Source organism: Roseovarius arcticus (assembly GCF_006125015.1).
GTDB lineage: Bacteria > Pseudomonadota > Alphaproteobacteria > Rhodobacterales > Rhodobacteraceae > Roseovarius > Roseovarius arcticus.
Window position 1 is genome coordinate 379,033 of record NZ_SZZN01000001.1, and the last position, 16,774, is coordinate 395,806.

The following is a 16,774-nucleotide window of genomic DNA, read 5'->3' on the forward strand; positions in this document are numbered from 1 at the left end:
CCGCGCGCTTATGCGCGGTTTCAGGATTTGCGCCTTCGCCCTGCGATGGACCTGCTGAATGCAGTTGACCAGATGGGTGCGGGCGACGTGGTCGATTTGGGCTGCGGCGGCGGCCAGATGGGCACCGCATTGGCCGAGCGCGCCATGGGCCGCGACGTAATCGGCGTCGATGCATCGCCGGCTATGCTCGAAAAGGCGCGCCAGTCGCGCGGCTACAGCAGCCTTGGGCGGGCCGATATCCGCGAATGGCATCCGCGCCGTGCGCCTGGCCTGATTTATTCAAATGCTGTTCTGCACTGGTTGGATGATCACGCCACTCTGATGCCGCGACTCGCTGCGATGTTGGGCAAAGGCGGCACGTTGGCCGTGCAGTTGCCGCACCAGAATAATGCGCCGTCGCATCGGATGTGGCTGTCTCTGGCCGAAGATTTGTTTCCGGGCAGGATTGATATGGGCGCGGGCCCGGGCACCCTGTCGCCTGTCGAGTATGACGTTTTACTGGCGCACAAGGGCCGTTTTCGCCTGTGGGAAACTGAATATTACCAGCGGCTGAGCGCCGACGCCGAGAGCCATCCCGTGCGGCGCTATACCGAAAGTACATACGCGCGCCCCGTTCTGGATGCGCTGGACGAGGACGAGCGTGCGGCCCTGATCGCCCGCTACGAGGGGGTCATGCGCAGTGCCTATCCTGTGCGCCGTGACGGATCGGTCTTGTTTCCGTTTCGGCGGTTGTTCTTTACGCTGACGGTTTGATGCACCTGCCCTAGAACCCTCTGGCTATGCACGATCCCGATGGGCGGCATCACCAATCTGCGTTTGACAGACCCGCGCAGGCGGCGAAGATGTCGCTCTACATGCCACGTTGCCGGAGCCTGCATATATGTCTGCCCAAAAATTGACCGCCTACACCGCCCGCATTGTATGGCTGGGCACGGTGCCTGAGGCGCGCGATAACATCCGCTCGGCACCGCGCGATGCGGTGGAGTTGAGCTATGCCGGGGTGGCAGGCGAAATGCACTCGGGGCTAACGCGCCCATCATGCGTGCGCGTCAAGACGCAGTATCCCCAAGGCACCGAGATTGCCAATACCCGCCAACTGAGTATCGTGTCGACCGAGGAACTGGCAGAGATCGCGCAGCGCATGGATATGGCTGCGATAGACCCCGCATGGCTGGGCGCGTCGATGGTGATCGAGGGTATTCCCGACTTCACGCATGTCGCCCCGTCGGCGCGGCTTCAAGGGCCGGACGGTGCGTCGCTTGTGATCGACATGCACAACCGTCCCTGCCTTTATCCAGCCCGCGAGATCGACAAGGATCATCCGGGCCGCGGCCCCAAGTTCAAGACTGCGGCCAAGGGACGGCGCGGTGTGACAGCCTGGGTTGAACGTGAGGGCCGCATGGCACTGGGGGATCGTCTGCGCCTTTTTGTGCCCGATCAACGGGCGTGGGCGCCCGATCGGTAAGGCTGTTCAGTCCGGCGCATCTATAAAGCCAGATAGCCGATTGCCGCGAAGGTCAGCAGGACGCCGCCCCACTGGCCGGGCGTCATCCGCTCGCGCAATATCGCCCAAGCCAAGATGACCGTGATCATGCCAAACGTCGACGCAGCGACAGACGCGAATTCGGGCCGCGCCATGCCTGCGGCTGCGATCACGATGCCCAGAGCGATGCAATCCAACGCCCCCATAAGGGCAAGCAGCGGCCACGTCCCGCGCGCGGGCAAGCGGATGCCGCCCGTGGCCGCCAGCAGGGTTGTGGCGAATACCACGGCGGCAAGGCGCGTGACCATGATCACCTGCACTTCGCTGCCCGCATGTGCGGCGGCCTGCCCCAGAGCAAAGGTGGCAGCAAAGGCCGCGCCGCCTAATATTGCCCAGAGGATCGCCGCACGCTTGTTTGCGCTGCCGCCGTCCTCGCCAACCAGAAAACCAACAATCGCGACCCCGGCAACAACGGCGCCCACTGCCAGCCACTGATCAAATGGCACAGCCTGTCCGGCCATCGCGGCCCAGCCGACTGAAAGCACTGGATAGGCACCAATGATGGGCGCGACGAGGCGCACTGGCCCAATCGCGAACGCATTGTATAGGCCCACGTATGCGAGCGTGAAGGTCACGCCGCTGGCGCCGGCAAGCGCGGTCGCGCGCACGGTCATGTCGGCCCAGTTGCCAGCAAAGAGGGTGGCTGGTGCCATGATCAGTGTTCCGATGATCAGCACAGTCGTTAGCGCTGGCAATATGCCGCCGCGCTGCGAGACAAAGCGAACGCAGATGTCGTGAATACCCCAGCAGAGCGCGGCGATGAGGCCAAAGACGAGAGACGCCATCAGCGCGGATTGCGAAAGAAAGGGATCATGAAAACGAGGCACGCAACCAGAAAGAAGAGGGAGCCGAACATTGCCCAGAAATGCCCGATGCTGGCGATGCAGAATCCGATCGCCGAGATCACAAATAACACCCAGCCGAGAAAATTGATTTGATGGTCGCTCATGTTCATGCAGGCTCTTGTTGATTGGGGGTATCTTTCGAGATATTCTCAAGGTTAAATAATTATTCCACAGATGCAATTGCTGCATCGATTGGGGAGGTGGAACGATGCTCGACGATAACTACGCAAGGGTCCAGCCCGGGCCGCCGCGCCCTAGCAAAATAATCGAACCAAGCGTATTTTCGATGCCGCCCGGCGTCGAGCGATACGTGATCGAAGGCGGCGGTGCTATGCTGATTCGCATCGAGGCTGGCGATCGTTTCACAATCATCAATGACGAGGGCGGCCAGCCTTGCGAGGTGGTCGCGGCAGATGAAAAAGGCGTGATCGACCCTGCCATCATCGGCGGCGCACCCAATAGCGATGCGTCGGGACTGAAGGCTCTTTTGACCGCCAACGACCAGTCGCTGCGCGGCCTGCGTATGGGGCTGGAGGCGCGGGGACTGGACCTGTCAAAGGCGCGCGCACACCGATTCTGGGATGCCAGCACACCTGCCAAGTCTGAACAAAGCTTCGCGGTAGAGCGTGACGGTATCCTGATCGTCGCGGCGCCCGGCGGCGCGATGGACCTTGAGGCCCAAGATACGGTAACGCCGCTGACCGTGATGGTGACCCGCGCCGTTATCAAGCGGCTGGCAAAGTTTGCGCTGCCTGATCCGCTGGCTGACCCGCTGCAAAGCATCCGGGTGCATAGCGCCACCGCCGTATCGTATTTCGTCAAGGCGGGCGACTACATCCAGATTCAAGATGTGGATGGCCGCCAATGCACAGATTTTGAGTGCTTTTCCGCGTCCAAACTGGACAAGGGGATCGAGCACGCACTCGATGTAACGACCACGCGCACCTTGATGGGCCACGCCTATCCAATGCCCGGCCTGCACGCAAAGTATTACGATCAGGAGATGCTGCCTCTGGTCGAGGTGGTTCAGGACACCTGCGGGCGCCACGATGCCTTCGCGATGGCCTGCTCGGAGAAATATTACAACGATATTGGCTATCCCGGTCACGTGAACTGCTCGACCAATTTCAACAACGCTCTGAAGGACTATAACGTTGCCGCGCGGATCGGCTGGATGGCGATCAACTTCTTCTTCAACACCAGCATCGACGATCACGGCGTGATGTACACGGACGAGCCTTGGTCGCGCCCCGGCGACTATGTGCTGCTACGTGCGTTGACCGATATCGTCTGCGTCAGTTCTGCCTGCCCAGACGATACAACCGTCGCCAATGGGTGGAATCCGACCGACATTCACATTCGCACCTATAGCGGCGAAGAAAAATTCTCGCGGGCAATAGCATTCCGCCCAACACCCAATTCAGAGGCCAAGATGACCAAAGAAACCGGATTTCACGAGAGCTTTTCAAAACTGACGCGTAATTTCGTGGAGTATAACGGTTATTGGCTGCCCAGTTGCTTTGGTGAGACCGGCCCGATTGAGGAATACTGGGCCTGCCGCAAAGCGTGCGCAATCATGGATCTTAGCCCGCTGCGCAAGTTCGAAATTCTGGGCCCTGACGCTGAAAAGCTGTGCCAGTACGTTTTCACGCGCAACATGAAGACGCTGGCCGTCGGCGGAGTGGTTTATACCGCGATGTGCTATGAACATGGCGGCATGATCGACGACGGCACCGTGTTCCGCTTGGGGCAGGACAATTTCCGCTGGATCGGTGGCACGGATTACGGCGGAGAGTGGATCCGCGAGATCGCGGAAAAGCTGGAGCTGAAGGTGCTGATCCGCTCATCCACCGACCAGTTGCACAACGTCGCTATTCAGGGCCCCAACAGCCGCGATCTGCTGCGCAAGTTGGTCTGGACTGCGCCGCACAACCCCGAGTTTGACCAGTTGGGTTGGTTCCGATTTACCCCAGCGCGCCTGCACAATGAGACGGGCACCGCCTTTGTCGTATCACGCACAGGCTATACCGGTGAGCTGGGGTACGAGGTGATGTGCCACCCCAAGGACTGCGCCGAGATCTTCAATGCCATCTGGGAGACCGGCCAAGAGTTCGGGATCAAGCCGATGGGTCTGGAGGCACTGGATATGGTGCGTATCGAGGCTGGTCTGATCTTTGCTGGCTATGATTTTTCCGATCAAACTGACCCGTTTGAGGCGGGTATCGGATTTACCGTGCCGCTGAAATCCAAAGAGGATGATTTCATCGGCCGCGACGCCCTGATCCGCCGCAAGGAGCATCCGGTGCGCAAAATGGTCGGGCTGGAAATCGACAGCCAAGTGCAGGTGTCACACGGCGATTGCATCCATATCGGGCGCGCGCAAATCGGTGAAGTGACGTCGTCGATGATCTCGCCTCTGCTGGGCAAGAACATCGCACTGGCCCGCGTGGACGTAACGCACGCCGAGTTCGGGACTGAGGTCGAAGTTGGCAAACTTGACGGACATCAAAAACGACTGCCCGCAACTATTGTACCCTTTGCGGCATACGATCCCAAAAAGGAACGCCCCAGATCATGACAGAGACAGTGCTCAATAAACTGGGCGGCGAGGCCGCACTCAAGCAGCTTGTCGAGCACTTCTACGATCTTGTCGAATCGCAACCCGAGGGCGCGCAGATTGTGCGCCTTCATATGGACGGCCACGGTATTCCGGCGACGCGAAAAGGGCAGTTCGAATTCCTCTGCGGGTTCTTTGGCGGGCGGCAATATTTCAAAGAGCTTCACGGGCATATGAACGTGAAGCTCATCCACGAACACATCCCCATCATGCAAAAGGACGCCGAGAATTGGCTGAACCTGTGGGACCGAGCATTGGCCGATCTGGGTCATAGCGGCGAGCATGTCGAGCGGGTGCGCGCCACACTGCGCCGGGTGGCACTGGTCCTGGTGAATGACGGCGCTGTGGTGGGCGAGGGGAGCGTGCGGCAGGCGAATATCTGAGCCTTGGTTGGGGGCTGGTCTGGTGTGGCGTGAATGGCCGCTGTGCGGGACAAACCACCATTTCGCTGCGGTTGCGCCATTGTCGGCTTCGATGAAGCTGTTCATCAGACGGCCGGTTTTCAACGGCAACCCAGCCTGCGCCCGATGACGCATCGTCCTGAACAGTGTTTATCATGTTTCGACCTCTTGACCGCTTGTTTGCCCCTGCTGTACTTCCTAAAAAATGATTGAATTAGCGATTCTTGTTACGAAAGTATCTGGTCTCTGCCTCGCATTTTTTCTGTGCTGGTCGGTCTTGATATTTGGTGCTGTTAGAGAAATGGACGCCAAATCCGCTGAAAACCGCACGCCGGGCTTTGTCATCAGAGTTAAAGGTCCAGCTAAAGCCTCTATCGCCCTTATGATTGTTCCTGCGGTGTACGCTATCTGGACCGGCTCACTAGACACCTTCTTTTATACTACTGCATCCGCAGGTTTTTTGATTGGGGCGTTTGCATGTTGGCGTGCAGCGACTTCTCTCGGTTCATATGCTTTGGAAGCCGAAGCGAAGTGGCGTGAAATCAAATTCAAAACTTACCTTCAAGCGTTTGGCCTCATTCTTTTAATCATTGCTTTTGAACAGGGCAGGGCCTACTTCGAAACTCTTGTCTGAAACGTTTCCGAGGCCAAAACTAGACCCGCCGAAAAGCCTCCTTTTTGGAACCACTGAAAGTGGACTGATTTTCCACTGCCAAAAACCCCGTTCAAAACCCCAGCAGTTGTTGAACGTTTTCGCCTCACCTATGATAGCAGCCATTCGAGCATCGTGCAGCATCGGTGACTCAGGGCTCAAAGCGGACAATTCCATCTTTGAGCAGCATCAATTCAACTCCAAACTTCGGCGGGATGAAACGGGGGGCTGCCAAAAAAAGTTAAGGCAGTGCAGGCCGCCGATCATCCGAGCTAAATAAAAAGCGCGGTAGTTCCCCACCGCGCTTTTGGCCTCATTACACTAACCAAAAATCAATTCTGCAAATATACTTCCAGGCTGTCGTCCAGCGCGTCTTTCCACGGGGTGTGGTGCTTGGGCGCCTTGGTGCCTGTTATAACGGACGTATAACTGTTGTTGCGGAAGGTCATGATGTCTTCCTTTTTGTGGCCCTTCCACGCCTTGAACGCCTGACATGCGCCTTCGACGTCAAAGCTGGGATAGTCCGTCTCGTCGATCAGTTCCTTGACGTAGTCGCCCTGATACCAGATGGCGTCATAGTCATCCTCGCCCTTGTTCTCGAGTGCGACGCGGTCTGCGACGTCGGCCTCGCGCTCGGCTTTGCCGGGGATCGCTATCTTGCCCATGATCGCGTCGCGGACCCACCATGCTTGTGCGTCGAACATGTTAAAGGTGAACCACTGGTCCTGCATGCCCAGATAAAACATGTCCGGATCATCGACGAGCGCGACCCCCTTATAAAGATCGCTGGATGCCAGACGGTTGGCCGTGCGCAGGCGCAGCGCATCCTCCATGAAGGGGAAGTGGTGCTGATATCCGGTGCAGAGCAGGATCGCATCCACATCCTTGGTGGTGCCATCCTTGAAGTGCGCGGTCTTGCCGTCAACGTGCGTCAGCAAAGGCACTTCCTGCCAATTATCCGGCCATTTATAGCCCATCGGCGCGGTGCGGTGACTGACGGTGATCGTGTTGGCGCCGTATTTCCAGCACTGGCTGCCGATATCCTCGGCGGAGTATGACGTGCCGATAATCAGCAGATCTTGGCCCTTAAACTCCAGCGCATCGCGGAAGTCGTGGGCGTGCAAGATACGGCCCGGAAATTTGTCAAAGCCTTTGAAATCCGGGACGTTCGGCGTGCTGAAATGGCCTGTTGCGCAGATAACGTGATCGAATTCTTCGGTATATTCGTGATCCTTCGGCAGGTCGCAGACGGTCACATGAAATTTGCCATCTATCTTTTCGACATGGCGCACGACCGTCTCGAACCGGATCTGACCACGCACGTCGGCCTTTTTCACGCGCCCCTCGATGTAGTCGAACAGCACCGCGCGGGGGGGATAGCTGGCGATCTGCTTGCCGAAATGCTCCTCAAACGAGTAATCGGCGAATTCCAGACCTTCCTTGGGGCCGTTTGACCACAGATAGCGATACATGGAGCCGTGCACCGGTTCGCCATATTGGTCCACGCCAGTGCGCCACGTATAATTCCAGAGGCCGCCCCAATCATCCTGCTTCTCAAAGCAGACGATCTCGGGGATTTCCTCGCCGTTGGCCTTGGCTGACTGGAATGCGCGCAGCTGTGCAAGGCCGGAAGGGCCGGCGCCGAGGATTGCGATACGTTTTGTCATTTATGTCTCCCGTTGGTTCAAACCGGTTTTTATGTCTGGTTCATTTGGTATGGACCAATTGAACCGGCGGCATCGCCGGGAGTCAAGAATTTTGGTCCGTTAAACGCCCGTAGGCGCGTCTTTTCAGCCTTCTTGGAGCAGTTGACGCTGCTCTTCGATCAGGTGCAGCTTAATGAATTCTACCGCCGCATCAGTGTCGCGGGCGGCGATGGCGTTGAACAAACTATTATAGCGCTTTTGATAGGCCTCAATTCGGGCGGGTGTCAGATGGCGGCGCAATTGCGCACTGCGAAAACTCTGACGGCAAGCGTCGATCACCAGATCATAGCAGCCCGCGATCAAAGGGTTGCCCGTACCGGTGGCAATCTTGCGGTAGAATGCCTCCTCGTGGCGCACAAAGGCGCCGGCATCTGTATGGACCGCCTCGATATCGCTGAGGATTTTGCCCAACGCCTCGATATCGCGGGGGGGCATGTTGACCACCGCGAGGCGCACCATGTCAGGCTCAAGAATGCCGCGGATCACTTGCAAATCCAGCGGGCTGGACGATGCCGCAATTTCGCTGTTCGACACGGCCGGCGCGCCGTTGGTCTGCGGATTGACGAAACTGCCACTGCCCGCACGGCGGCGGATCAGGCCGTTGCTCTCCAAAACTTCCAGCGCCTCGCGCACTGTATTTCGCGCAACCCCAAGGTCCGACGACAGCGTCCGTTCGGATGGAAGGCGCTCGTCCACGGCGTATTCGCCGCTACGGATGCGCCCGAAAATGGTGTCCACCACGGTCTGGACCGTCGCGCTCATCTGCGATGATACCGTCAGGGCAGCGGTAATCTGGGCCATCGTCATTGGGCATCCTTTCGCGTGTGTCCGCTTCAGTTTACACAAAGGCGAGCGGCCGCACATCGGGAATTTGTGCGCGCGCATGTTGCAAGAGGAGCAAGATATGAAAACTGAACAGACAGACAATGGGACAGTCGAAATATGGACCGCCGCCGAGGTAGCGCAGGCACGCGATAAGATCGTGCTGATCGATGTGCGTACCCCGCAGGAACATGCGCTAGAGCGGATCGGCGGCGCGCTGTTAATGGCGTTGCAGGAGTTTGAGCCGGGCGCGTTGCCGGGTCAGAGCGACAAGCGCATCGTGCTGCACTGCGGGTCGGGCGTGCGTTCGGGCAAGGCGGCGGCGATGTGCCTTGCAGCGGGGCTAGGACCCATCGCGCATATGGAGGGCGGTTTGGCCGCGTGGAAGGATGCCGGCCAAGACTACGTGGGCACGGATCTGGCAACCGGTGCGCCAAAGAAGATGCGCAAGGAAAAGTAGTGTAATTCAGGCAAGTGACTGTCGGCATAGGCGGGCACAAATGGCGCGCGCAGCAAACGAAATAGGGCGGACCGCAATGGCCCGCCCTTTTATTGCCGGATGTCAAAGCCGATCAGATGTCGATCGTGTTCTCACGCTCCCAGCGTGAGAAGTGTGAGACGAACCGGCTCCATTCTTCGCGCTTCATCTTGAGGAACGCAGCCGAGAATTCATCGCCCATCATCGACTTCAGCTCTTTGTCCTTGTCGTAGGCGCGCATCGCATCGAGCATGTTCAGCGGCAGCTTGGGTGCGCCGCGTACCTTATGACCCTCCGCATACATGTCAATGTCGTGCCGCTTGCCGGGGTCGGCCTTGCTGCGCACGCCCGATAGGCCAGCCGCGATGATCACAGCCTGAAGCAGATAAGGGTTCACGGCGCCGTCCGGCAGACGCAGCTCGAAACGGCCGGGGCCGGGGACGCGCACCATATGCGTGCGGTTATTTCCCGTCCACGTCACCGAATTAGGTGCCCATGTCGCGCCCGAATTTGTGCGCGGCGCGTTGATGCGCTTGTAGCTATTGACGGTGGGGTTCGTGATCGCCGCCAGCGCGCTGGCGTGCTTCATAATGCCACCAAGGAAGTATTTGCCCTGCTCGCTCAACCCCAGCTCGCCCGTGGGGCTATCGCTCTTTTCGGCGGCAAACACATTGACCTTGGCATCCTTGCCGGGCGCATCCCAGACCGAGATGTGAGCATGGCAGCCATTGCCGGTCAGGCCTGGGATCGGCTTGGGCATGAAGGTGGCGCGCATGCCGTGCTTTTCAGCGACAGTCTTGGTCATGAACTTAAAGAAGCTGTGCTGGTCGGCCATCGTCAGTGCGTCGTCGAAATCCCAGTTCATTTCCCACTGGCCGTTGGCGTCCTCGTGGTCGTTCTGGTAGGCGCCCCAGCCCATTTCCAACATGTAGTCGCTGATCTCGCGGATGACCTCGTAGCTGCGCATCATTGCCTGCTGGTCGTAGCAAGGCTTGCCCGCCGTATCGAGGTGATCGGATATCTGTGTGCCCTCGGGTGTCAGCAGGAAAAACTCGGCTTCGACGCCGGTTTTGATGTGCATACCTTCGGCTGCGGCTTCGGCGATCAAGCGGCGCAGCACATTGCGCGGGGCTTGGGCGACGTCCTGTCCCTCCATCACGCAATTACCGGCGACCCATGCGATTTCGGGCTTCCACGGCAGTTGGATCACCGATGACGGGTCTGGCACGGCGAGCATATCGGGGTGGGCGGGCGTCAGATCAAGGTAGGTGGCGAAGCCGGCAAAACCCGCCCCGTCCTTTTGCATACCCGCGATGGCGCGGGTCGGCACCAGCTTGGCACGCTGGGCGCCAAAAAGGTCAGTAAAGGAGATCATGAAGTACTTGACGCCATTATCCTTAGCGAATTTGGCCAGATCGGTAGTCATACGGTTTGTGTCCCTGTTGTTTCGTTTTTGGGAAGGCTAAAAGCAAAAAGGGCGCGGCACAATAAGTGCCGCGCCCGAATGCTCTGCGATCAGTAGCTGGTACCGGGCTTGCCGGGGTACCAGTTGGTTCCGGCGAGCGGGATCTTGGCCATCGCCGCGGCCTCCATCGTCAGCGCGACCAGATCCTCGGGCTCTAGGTTGTGCAGATGGTTCTTGCCGCAGGCGCGCGCGATGGTCTGCGCCTCCAGCGTCATCACCTTGAGGAAGTTGTTCAAGCGGCGGCCGCCTTCAACGGGATCGAACCGCTTCATCAACTCGGGATCTTGGGTGGTGATGCCAGCCGGATCGCGGCCTTCGTGCCAGTCGTCATATGCACCCGCGGTGGTGCCGAGCGCGTTATACTCTGCCTCCCAACGGGGGTCGTTGTCGCCCAGCGCAATCAGCGCCGCGGTGCCGATGGCAACAGCGTCGGCGCCCAAGGCCAGCGCCTTTGCCGTGTCCGCGCCGCCGCGAATACCGCCCGAGACGATCAACTGCACCTCGCGGTGCATGTCCATGTCCTGAAGCGCGCGAACCGCCTCGCCGATGCAGGCCAAGATGGGCTGGCCGACGTTTTCGATGAACACGTCCTGCGTCGCTGCTGTGCCGCCTTGCATGCCGTCCAATACGACGACATCCGCGCCGGCCTTGATCGCCAGAGTGGTGTCAAAATAGGGTCGCGCGCCGCCGATCTTAACGTAGATAGGCTTCTCCCACGCAGTGATTTCGCGCAGCTCAAGGATCTTGATCTCCAAATCGTCGGGACCCGTCCAGTCGGGGTGGCGGCAGGCGCTGCGCTGGTCGATGCCCTTGGGCAAGTTGCGCATCTGGGCCACGCGGTCGCTGATCTTTTGGCCCAGCAGCATACCGCCGCCGCCGGGCTTGGCGCCTTGGCCGACGACGATCTCGATGGCGTCGCAGCGGCGAAGGTCATCGGGGTTCATGCCGTAGCGCGAGGGCAGGTATTGATAGACCAGTTTGGATGAATGTCCGCGCTCTTCTTCGGTCATGCCGCCGTCGCCAGTGGTGGTCGAGGTGCCGGCCATGGTTGCGCCGCGCCCCAACGCCTCTTTGGCGGGGCCAGACAGAGCGCCAAAGGACATGCCCGCGATGGTCACGGGAATATCCAGCTCAATCGGCTTTCTGGCAAAGCGGGTGCCAAGGACAACTTTGGTGTCACACTTCTCGCGATACCCTTCGAGGGGATAGCGCGAGATGGACGCGCCCAGAAACAGAAGGTCGTTAAAGTGGGGCAGGGACCGTTTGGACCCGCCCCCGCGAATGTCATAAATGCCGGTGGCCGCTGCGCGGCGAATTTCGGCGTTTGTCGGGTTCGAGAAGGTGGCCGACTGAATGGGTACGGTGCGCGGTGCGCCTTTGGAATCGTCTTTCATGTCGCCTCCCTCAATATGCATTGTCGATATCAAAATTATAGAGCTTGCGCGCCGAGCCGTAGCGCTTGAACTCTTCGGGCTTGGCGTCACTTTCGCCGCGCTCCAGCAGATCTGTCAGGATCTCAATATGCTCGGGGCGCATTTCCTTTTCGATGCAGTCCGCGCCCAACGATTTCACGGTGCCGCGCACGAAAAGACGCGCTTCATAGATGCTGTCGCCCAATGCGTCGCCCGCGTCGCCGCAGACCACCATATTGCCAGACTGACCCATGAACGCGCTCATGTGGCCGACATTGCCGTGCACGATGATGTCGACGCCCTTCATAGAAATACCGCAACGCGAACTGGCATTGCCCTTGATGACCAGCGTGCCGCCATTCGCGGTGGCGCCAGCATACTGACTGGCGTCGCCGTCGATAATGACTGTGCCGCTCATCATGTTTTCGGCAACGCCGGGTCCGGCGGACCCTTTGACCCGGATCGTCGCCTGCTTGTTCATGCCGCCGCAATAGTACCCGGTCGACCCTTTGACCGTGACCTCGATGGGTGCGTCCAGGCCCACGGCAATAGCGTGGCTGCCCTTGGCGTTGACGATTTCCCAAGCGGTTTGGTTGGTATCTTTGGTCTGCGATTGCAGCGCCGCATTCAGATTGCGCAAACCTTGCGCTTCGAGGTCAAATGTTTGCATTTAAGCGGCCTTCTCGGTTGCGGTCGGAGCGGCGTTATGGCTCCAGAAATAGACGGTCGAGGGCTCCGGCTCCCACACGCGGGCGTAGTCAATGCCGGGCAAGTTCACCAACGCGCGGTACTCTGACCCGAAGGCGACATACTGGTCCGTCTCCGCCATGACCGCGGGCTTGCACGCGATGGGATCGCGGACCACGCCAAAGCCGTCCTTGGTACCGACAACGAAAGTGAAGAAGCCGTCGAGATCGTCGAGGCTGCTTTCGAGCGCTTGGCCTAGCGTTGCGCCTTGCTGCATCTTCCATGTCAGGTAGGCCGCGCCGACCTCTGTGTCGTTCTCGGTCTCAATATGAATGCCGGCCTTGCGCAGCTTGCGGCGCAGGCTGGCGTGGTTCGATAGCGACCCGTTATGCACCAGGCACTGATCGCGGCCGGTGTTGAACGGGTGTGCGCCCATTGTTGTCACGGCGGATTCTGTCGCCATGCGGGTGTGGCCGATGCCGTGGCTGCCCGTCATCGACGAAATGTCAAAGCGTGCGGCAACGTTTTTCGGCAGGCCGACTTCTTTGTATATCTCCAGCGTCTCGCCGGTGCTCATGATTCGCACGTTAGGCCGCAGGTCAGCCAGCACGGTCCGCGCAGCGGCGGCCCATGCAGTGTCGACCTCAATCACCGCGTGCGTGTCCTTGACGCGCATAGTTACGTCGCCGCCCAGCGCCTTTTGCAGGTCCTTGTCCAGTCCTGCAAAATCGCGGTCTGGCGTGTCCGATTGTACTGTTAGCTTCACCTTGCCGCGCGTCTCGCTGCCATAGATCGCGATGCCCGCGCTATCGGGGCCGCGGTCAGTCATGGTGATCAGCATATCGGTCAGCATCTGGCCGAGTTTCGGCTCAAGCGACTTGTCCTTGAGAAAAAGTCCTACGATCCCGCACATGGGCTTTGATCCTTCTGTGATGTCGATTCTGAAGCTAGCACCAAAGGCAGCGTCACTCAACTAACAAGAAACAAATTTTCATTTGAGGCAAGAGTAAATGGTTGTTTTCGTAAAATGGCCGCCCCGGTACGAGGCGGCCAAATTGTCTTATAGCTCTGTTGTAGCGGTAAAATTCACAGCTGGAACACCTGGTTTGAGATGATTACCACAACCACACCAGCGGCCAGCGTGATGTAGGGCAGCATGCCCGCCTTACGCTGGCTGAGGTCGGTATTGCCGCCCACTGACAGATCTTCGAGCATCTTGGAGGGGAATTTTCCCTTGTCGGTGATGTAGTGACGATACCAGAACACCGGCAGGATCAGCGCAATCGCGATAATGGCCGAGCGCAGCGTGCCCTCGCCCCAGACGTTCGCGCCAGCGCCCAGCAACATGGCGTTGACGAAGGCCAGCGTGCCGCCGATCCACAGCAGGATATTTGGTGCCTTCCACGGGCGATGCGCGCCCGCGTTGTCGATCCGGTGCAGCCAGCCTGAGTGCAGGTTCAGAAAGTTGAACACCAGATAGCAGCAATTCGATACTGCGAGGACAAAGAGGTAGTCCGACATCAAGAGCAGGATCAGGTTGAAGCCTAGATCCGTCCACATGCCGTTGACCGGCGCGCCATGCTCATTCGTGCCCGACAGATACTTTGGCAGCCAACCATCGACTGACCCCTGATAAAGCGTGCGGGACGAGCCTGCCATCGACGTCATGATTGCCAGCACGAGGGCCAGAAACAGCATGACCACCATGATCTTGGCGATAATACTACCGCCGCCAACCATACCTGCCATCGCGCCTGCGACAGCCGATCCGTCAACGATGCCCGGCTCCAGCATACCCTCGACGCCGAGAACACCCTGAAAGCTAAGGGGAACCAGCGTATAGACCACGACGCAAATCACGCCGGCGGCGATGATTGCGCGCACGGTATCGCGCTGTGGATCTTTGAACTCGCTGGTGTAGCAGATCGCAGTTTCGAACGCGTAGGCCGACCATGCGGCGATGAACAAACCGCCAAGGAACAGCGTCGTGCCCTCGATATTCCACTCGCCCGAAATTGGCACAAGCGGAAGCAGGTTTTCGGATAGCACGTCACCGGTTAGCAGCGGGACGATACCCACGATCAGCAGCGGGATCAGAACGGCGAGGCCGATGATCGATTGCAACTTGGCCGCCTGCGAGATGCCCTTGTGCTGCGCGATGAACACGCACAGCAGGATCGCCGAGCCGACGATAGATACGGCATTGATACGCAGCGTCAGGCCCGCATTCAGAAAGTCGAGGTTTACCAGCGTGATCTCCCACGCGTTGATCGCCGATTCGGCGCCAAAGAGGGATGTCAGCACGTAACCTGCGGCCAATCCGCCGCCGATGGCCAGAACGGGCGTCCATGCCAGCCAGTTACACCAGACCGACAGGGGCGCGATGATCTTGGAATAGCGCACCCAGGCGGCGGCGCCATAGATCGACGCGCCGCCAGATTTGTTGGGGAACAAACCTGCGATTTCGGCATAGACGAACGCCTGAAAGAAGCCGAACGTGACCGATAGCATCCAGATTACCCATGACGGATTGCCGATCGTCGCGGCGATTCCACCGATGGAAAAAAGCACCAGCGCAGGCACGCCGGATGCCATCCAAAAGGCGTCTTTCCAGCCGATCGCCCTTTGTAGGCTGCCTCCGCCGCTAGAATTTCCTGTCGTCATCTCTTATCTCTCCTTGCTGTCCCTCCTGCTCTTTTCGCGGCTTTTTGCCTGGCAGGAATATTTTATTAATTTTCGATAGGGACGTTTTTGCCGCCTCTTGTCAATCGTGGGCGCAGCAGGCAGGCTGACATACTGGCAGATGCGCTTCATTTTCGTGTACGCCGCCACAGGAAAAATTATTGCATGAGAATGTTGCTTTTTGACTGCGGCTCATGCTCAATGCTTTGATGAAATCTGACTCTATGGACAGGGGACCATGACATGGCGATTATCTGGAGACACTCCGCACTTGCACACCGCCACGCGCAAATCGGCGGCGAGCTGGAGGACTGGAACGGCATGGGGACCGCATGGTTCTATGACCGTAGCGAAGCCCGCGGGCAGGCTGACTATGAGACAGTTCGCACCAAGGCTGGCCTGATGGATGTGTCGGGCCTAAAGAAGGTTCACCTGACCGGACCCGACGCCGCACACGTCATCGACCGCACCACCACCCGCAACGTAGAGAAGCTGATGCCGGGCCGCGCGGTCTATGCCGCGATGCTGAATGAAGCGGGCATGTTCATCGACGATTGCGTAATTTACCGCCTGTCGGTCAACTCATGGCTGGTCGTCCACGGTACAGGCGCAGGTATGGAATCGATGACATCCGTAGCGGCGGGCAAAAACGTCGCGATTACCTTTGACGACGATCTGCATGACATCTCGCTGCAAGGTCCCGTCGCTGTTGATTTCCTGAACAAGCATGTGCCGGGCATCCGCGATCTGGCTTATTTCGGTATCATGCAGACCAAGCTTTACGGTTGCCCCGTAATGATCTCGCGCACCGGATATACTGGTGAGCGCGGCTACGAGATATTTTGCCAGAAGAAGCATGTCGTGCAACTGTGGGACAACATCCTGCGGGACGGCAAAGAAATGGGCATCGGCCCTGTGCAGTTCAGCACTTTGGACCGCCTGCGCACCGAATCCTACCTGCTGTTCTTTCCCGGCGACAACTCCGAGACATACCCGCACGAAAACGGCGACCCTGCCGGCGATACGCTGTGGGAGCTGGGACTTGGCTTTGTCGTCTCGCCCGGCAAGATCGGCTTTATCGGCGCCGAGAACCACTATGCGTTGGAGGGCCGCGAGCGATTCAAGATCTACGGCGTCAAGCTGGAGGGCGAGACACCCGCCGACGAGGGCGCAGACCTGCTGCAAGATGGCAAGAAGGTCGGGACAGTCACTTATGGTATGATGTCCTACGTCAACAAGCATAACGTTGGCATCGCGCGTATGCCGGTAGACGCGGCCAAACCCGGCACCAAGCTGACGGTGCGCAATGAGGACGGCACTGAGATCCCTGCCGTCGCAGCCGAGATGCCCTTCTATGACAAAGACAAGAAGGTACGCACGGCCAAGGGCTAAGCCACATGATAACCTGCGGCGGGGGAAGGTCCTGCCGCAGGACATGATACAGGCCGACAAGAAAGAGGTACT

16 protein-coding genes are annotated in these 16,774 nt (G+C 58.9%); 7 read left to right on the plus strand and 9 right to left on the minus strand.

Features of this window, described 5'->3' with window-relative positions; all coding sequences use genetic code 11:
- Positions 1 to 45 precede the first annotated feature (45 nt).
- Positions 46 to 753 carry a methyltransferase domain-containing protein gene (locus tag MK6180000_RS01835; protein ID WP_138936294.1) on the plus strand — a complete coding sequence of 236 codons (708 nt, stop codon included), beginning with the start codon at positions 46 to 48 and terminating at the stop codon, positions 751 to 753.
- Positions 754 to 880: 127 nt separating this feature from the next.
- Positions 881 to 1,465 (plus strand): MOSC domain-containing protein, encoded by a 585-nt coding sequence (locus MK6180000_RS01840; protein ID WP_138933184.1) that lies wholly within the window; start codon positions 881 to 883, stop codon positions 1,463 to 1,465.
- A gap of 20 nt (positions 1,466 to 1,485) precedes the next feature.
- Here MK6180000_RS01840 and MK6180000_RS01845 read toward each other — a convergent pair whose 3' ends face one another.
- Positions 1,486 to 2,328: a DMT family transporter gene (locus tag MK6180000_RS01845; RefSeq protein ID WP_138933185.1), complete on the minus strand. Its 843-nt coding sequence runs from the start codon at positions 2,326 to 2,328 to the stop codon at positions 1,486 to 1,488.
- Positions 2,328 to 2,492 (minus strand): cytochrome oxidase subunit III, encoded by a 165-nt coding sequence (locus tag MK6180000_RS01850; protein WP_138933186.1) that lies wholly within the window; start codon positions 2,490 to 2,492, stop codon positions 2,328 to 2,330. Before MK6180000_RS01850 ends, MK6180000_RS01845 begins: the two co-directional genes overlap by 1 nt.
- 104 nt (positions 2,493 to 2,596) lie before the next feature.
- Between MK6180000_RS01850 and MK6180000_RS01855 the strand changes: the two genes are divergently transcribed.
- The 3 genes from MK6180000_RS01855 to MK6180000_RS01865 all read left to right on the plus strand — a co-directional run bounded on the left by MK6180000_RS01855 (position 2,597) and on the right by MK6180000_RS01865 (position 6,040).
- Entirely contained in the window at positions 2,597 to 4,966 is a 2,370-nt protein-coding gene (locus tag MK6180000_RS01855) for a trimethylamine N-oxide demethylase (protein WP_138933187.1), read from the plus strand.
- The gene (locus MK6180000_RS01860; RefSeq protein WP_138933188.1) at positions 4,963 to 5,388 is read left to right on the plus strand and encodes a globin domain-containing protein; all 426 of its coding nucleotides are present in this window, start codon (positions 4,963 to 4,965) and stop codon (positions 5,386 to 5,388) included. Before MK6180000_RS01855 ends, MK6180000_RS01860 begins: the two co-directional genes overlap by 4 nt.
- A 223-nt stretch (positions 5,389 to 5,611) precedes the next feature.
- Positions 5,612 to 6,040 (plus strand): hypothetical protein, encoded by a 429-nt coding sequence (locus tag MK6180000_RS01865; RefSeq protein WP_138933189.1) that lies wholly within the window; start codon positions 5,612 to 5,614, stop codon positions 6,038 to 6,040.
- Between the two features lie 350 nt (positions 6,041 to 6,390).
- On the opposite strand, the gene MK6180000_RS01870 is transcribed toward MK6180000_RS01865, so the two are convergent.
- A complete protein-coding gene (locus tag MK6180000_RS01870) occupies positions 6,391 to 7,725 on the minus strand; it encodes an NAD(P)-binding domain-containing protein (protein ID WP_138933190.1) in 1,335 nt (444 codons plus the stop codon).
- A gap of 123 nt (positions 7,726 to 7,848) precedes the next feature.
- Positions 7,849 to 8,571 (minus strand): FadR/GntR family transcriptional regulator, encoded by a 723-nt coding sequence (locus tag MK6180000_RS01875; protein ID WP_138933191.1) that lies wholly within the window; start codon positions 8,569 to 8,571, stop codon positions 7,849 to 7,851.
- A 97-nt stretch (positions 8,572 to 8,668) separates the two neighbouring features.
- Between MK6180000_RS01875 and MK6180000_RS01880 the strand changes: the two genes are divergently transcribed.
- On the plus strand, positions 8,669 to 9,046 hold the full coding sequence (locus MK6180000_RS01880; RefSeq protein ID WP_138933192.1) for a rhodanese-like domain-containing protein: 378 nt from the start codon (positions 8,669 to 8,671) through the stop codon (positions 9,044 to 9,046).
- Positions 9,047 to 9,158: 112 nt separating this feature from the next.
- Here the strand turns inward: MK6180000_RS01880 and glnT are convergent, their stop codons facing one another.
- The 5 genes from glnT to MK6180000_RS01905 all read right to left on the minus strand — a co-directional run bounded on the left by glnT (position 9,159) and on the right by MK6180000_RS01905 (position 15,292).
- Entirely contained in the window at positions 9,159 to 10,490 is a 1,332-nt protein-coding gene (gene glnT / locus MK6180000_RS01885; protein WP_138933193.1) for a type III glutamate--ammonia ligase, read from the minus strand.
- Positions 10,491 to 10,579: 89 nt separating this feature from the next.
- Complete coding sequence (locus tag MK6180000_RS01890) at positions 10,580 to 11,923, minus strand: FMN-binding glutamate synthase family protein (RefSeq protein WP_138933194.1); 1,344 nt, start codon at positions 11,921 to 11,923, stop codon at positions 10,580 to 10,582.
- Between the two features lie 10 nt (positions 11,924 to 11,933).
- A complete protein-coding gene (locus tag MK6180000_RS01895; protein ID WP_138933195.1) occupies positions 11,934 to 12,611 on the minus strand; it encodes a GltB/FmdC/FwdC-like GXGXG domain-containing protein in 678 nt (225 codons plus the stop codon).
- Entirely contained in the window at positions 12,612 to 13,541 is a 930-nt protein-coding gene (locus tag MK6180000_RS01900; RefSeq protein ID WP_138933196.1) for a class II glutamine amidotransferase, read from the minus strand. It abuts the gene before it with no gap.
- Positions 13,542 to 13,714: 173 nt separating this feature from the next.
- On the minus strand, positions 13,715 to 15,292 hold the full coding sequence (locus MK6180000_RS01905; protein WP_138933197.1) for a trimethylamine N-oxide permease: 1,578 nt from the start codon (positions 15,290 to 15,292) through the stop codon (positions 13,715 to 13,717).
- A 261-nt stretch (positions 15,293 to 15,553) separates the two neighbouring features.
- On the opposite strand from MK6180000_RS01905, the gene MK6180000_RS01910 reads away from it, so the two are divergent.
- On the plus strand, positions 15,554 to 16,702 hold the full coding sequence (locus MK6180000_RS01910) for an aminomethyl transferase family protein (RefSeq protein ID WP_138933198.1): 1,149 nt from the start codon (positions 15,554 to 15,556) through the stop codon (positions 16,700 to 16,702).
- Positions 16,703 to 16,774: the final 72 nt, after the last annotated feature.

What these genes read in the sequence shown, in the direction of transcription:
- MK6180000_RS01835 (WP_138936294.1), top strand. Translation starts at nt 46, where the DNA reads ATGGACCTGCTGAATGCAGTTGACCAGATGGGTGCGGGCGACGTGGTC.
- MK6180000_RS01840 (WP_138933184.1), top strand. Translation starts at nt 881, where the DNA reads ATGTCTGCCCAAAAATTGACCGCCTACACCGCCCGCATTGTATGGCTG.
- MK6180000_RS01845 (WP_138933185.1), bottom strand. Translation starts at nt 2,328, where the DNA reads ATGGCGTCTCTCGTCTTTGGCCTCATCGCCGCGCTCTGCTGGGGTATT.
- MK6180000_RS01850 (WP_138933186.1), bottom strand. Translation starts at nt 2,492, where the DNA reads ATGAGCGACCATCAAATCAATTTTCTCGGCTGGGTGTTATTTGTGATC.
- MK6180000_RS01855 (WP_138933187.1), top strand. Translation starts at nt 2,597, where the DNA reads ATGCTCGACGATAACTACGCAAGGGTCCAGCCCGGGCCGCCGCGCCCT.
- MK6180000_RS01860 (WP_138933188.1), top strand. Translation starts at nt 4,963, where the DNA reads ATGACAGAGACAGTGCTCAATAAACTGGGCGGCGAGGCCGCACTCAAG.
- MK6180000_RS01865 (WP_138933189.1), top strand. Translation starts at nt 5,612, where the DNA reads ATGATTGAATTAGCGATTCTTGTTACGAAAGTATCTGGTCTCTGCCTC.
- MK6180000_RS01870 (WP_138933190.1), bottom strand. Translation starts at nt 7,725, where the DNA reads ATGACAAAACGTATCGCAATCCTCGGCGCCGGCCCTTCCGGCCTTGCA.
- MK6180000_RS01875 (WP_138933191.1), bottom strand. Translation starts at nt 8,571, where the DNA reads ATGACGATGGCCCAGATTACCGCTGCCCTGACGGTATCATCGCAGATG.
- MK6180000_RS01880 (WP_138933192.1), top strand. Translation starts at nt 8,669, where the DNA reads ATGAAAACTGAACAGACAGACAATGGGACAGTCGAAATATGGACCGCC.
- glnT (WP_138933193.1), bottom strand. Translation starts at nt 10,490, where the DNA reads ATGACTACCGATCTGGCCAAATTCGCTAAGGATAATGGCGTCAAGTAC.
- MK6180000_RS01890 (WP_138933194.1), bottom strand. Translation starts at nt 11,923, where the DNA reads ATGAAAGACGATTCCAAAGGCGCACCGCGCACCGTACCCATTCAGTCG.
- MK6180000_RS01895 (WP_138933195.1), bottom strand. Translation starts at nt 12,611, where the DNA reads ATGCAAACATTTGACCTCGAAGCGCAAGGTTTGCGCAATCTGAATGCG.
- MK6180000_RS01900 (WP_138933196.1), bottom strand. Translation starts at nt 13,541, where the DNA reads ATGTGCGGGATCGTAGGACTTTTTCTCAAGGACAAGTCGCTTGAGCCG.
- MK6180000_RS01905 (WP_138933197.1), bottom strand. Translation starts at nt 15,292, where the DNA reads ATGACGACAGGAAATTCTAGCGGCGGAGGCAGCCTACAAAGGGCGATC.
- MK6180000_RS01910 (WP_138933198.1), top strand. Translation starts at nt 15,554, where the DNA reads ATGGCGATTATCTGGAGACACTCCGCACTTGCACACCGCCACGCGCAA.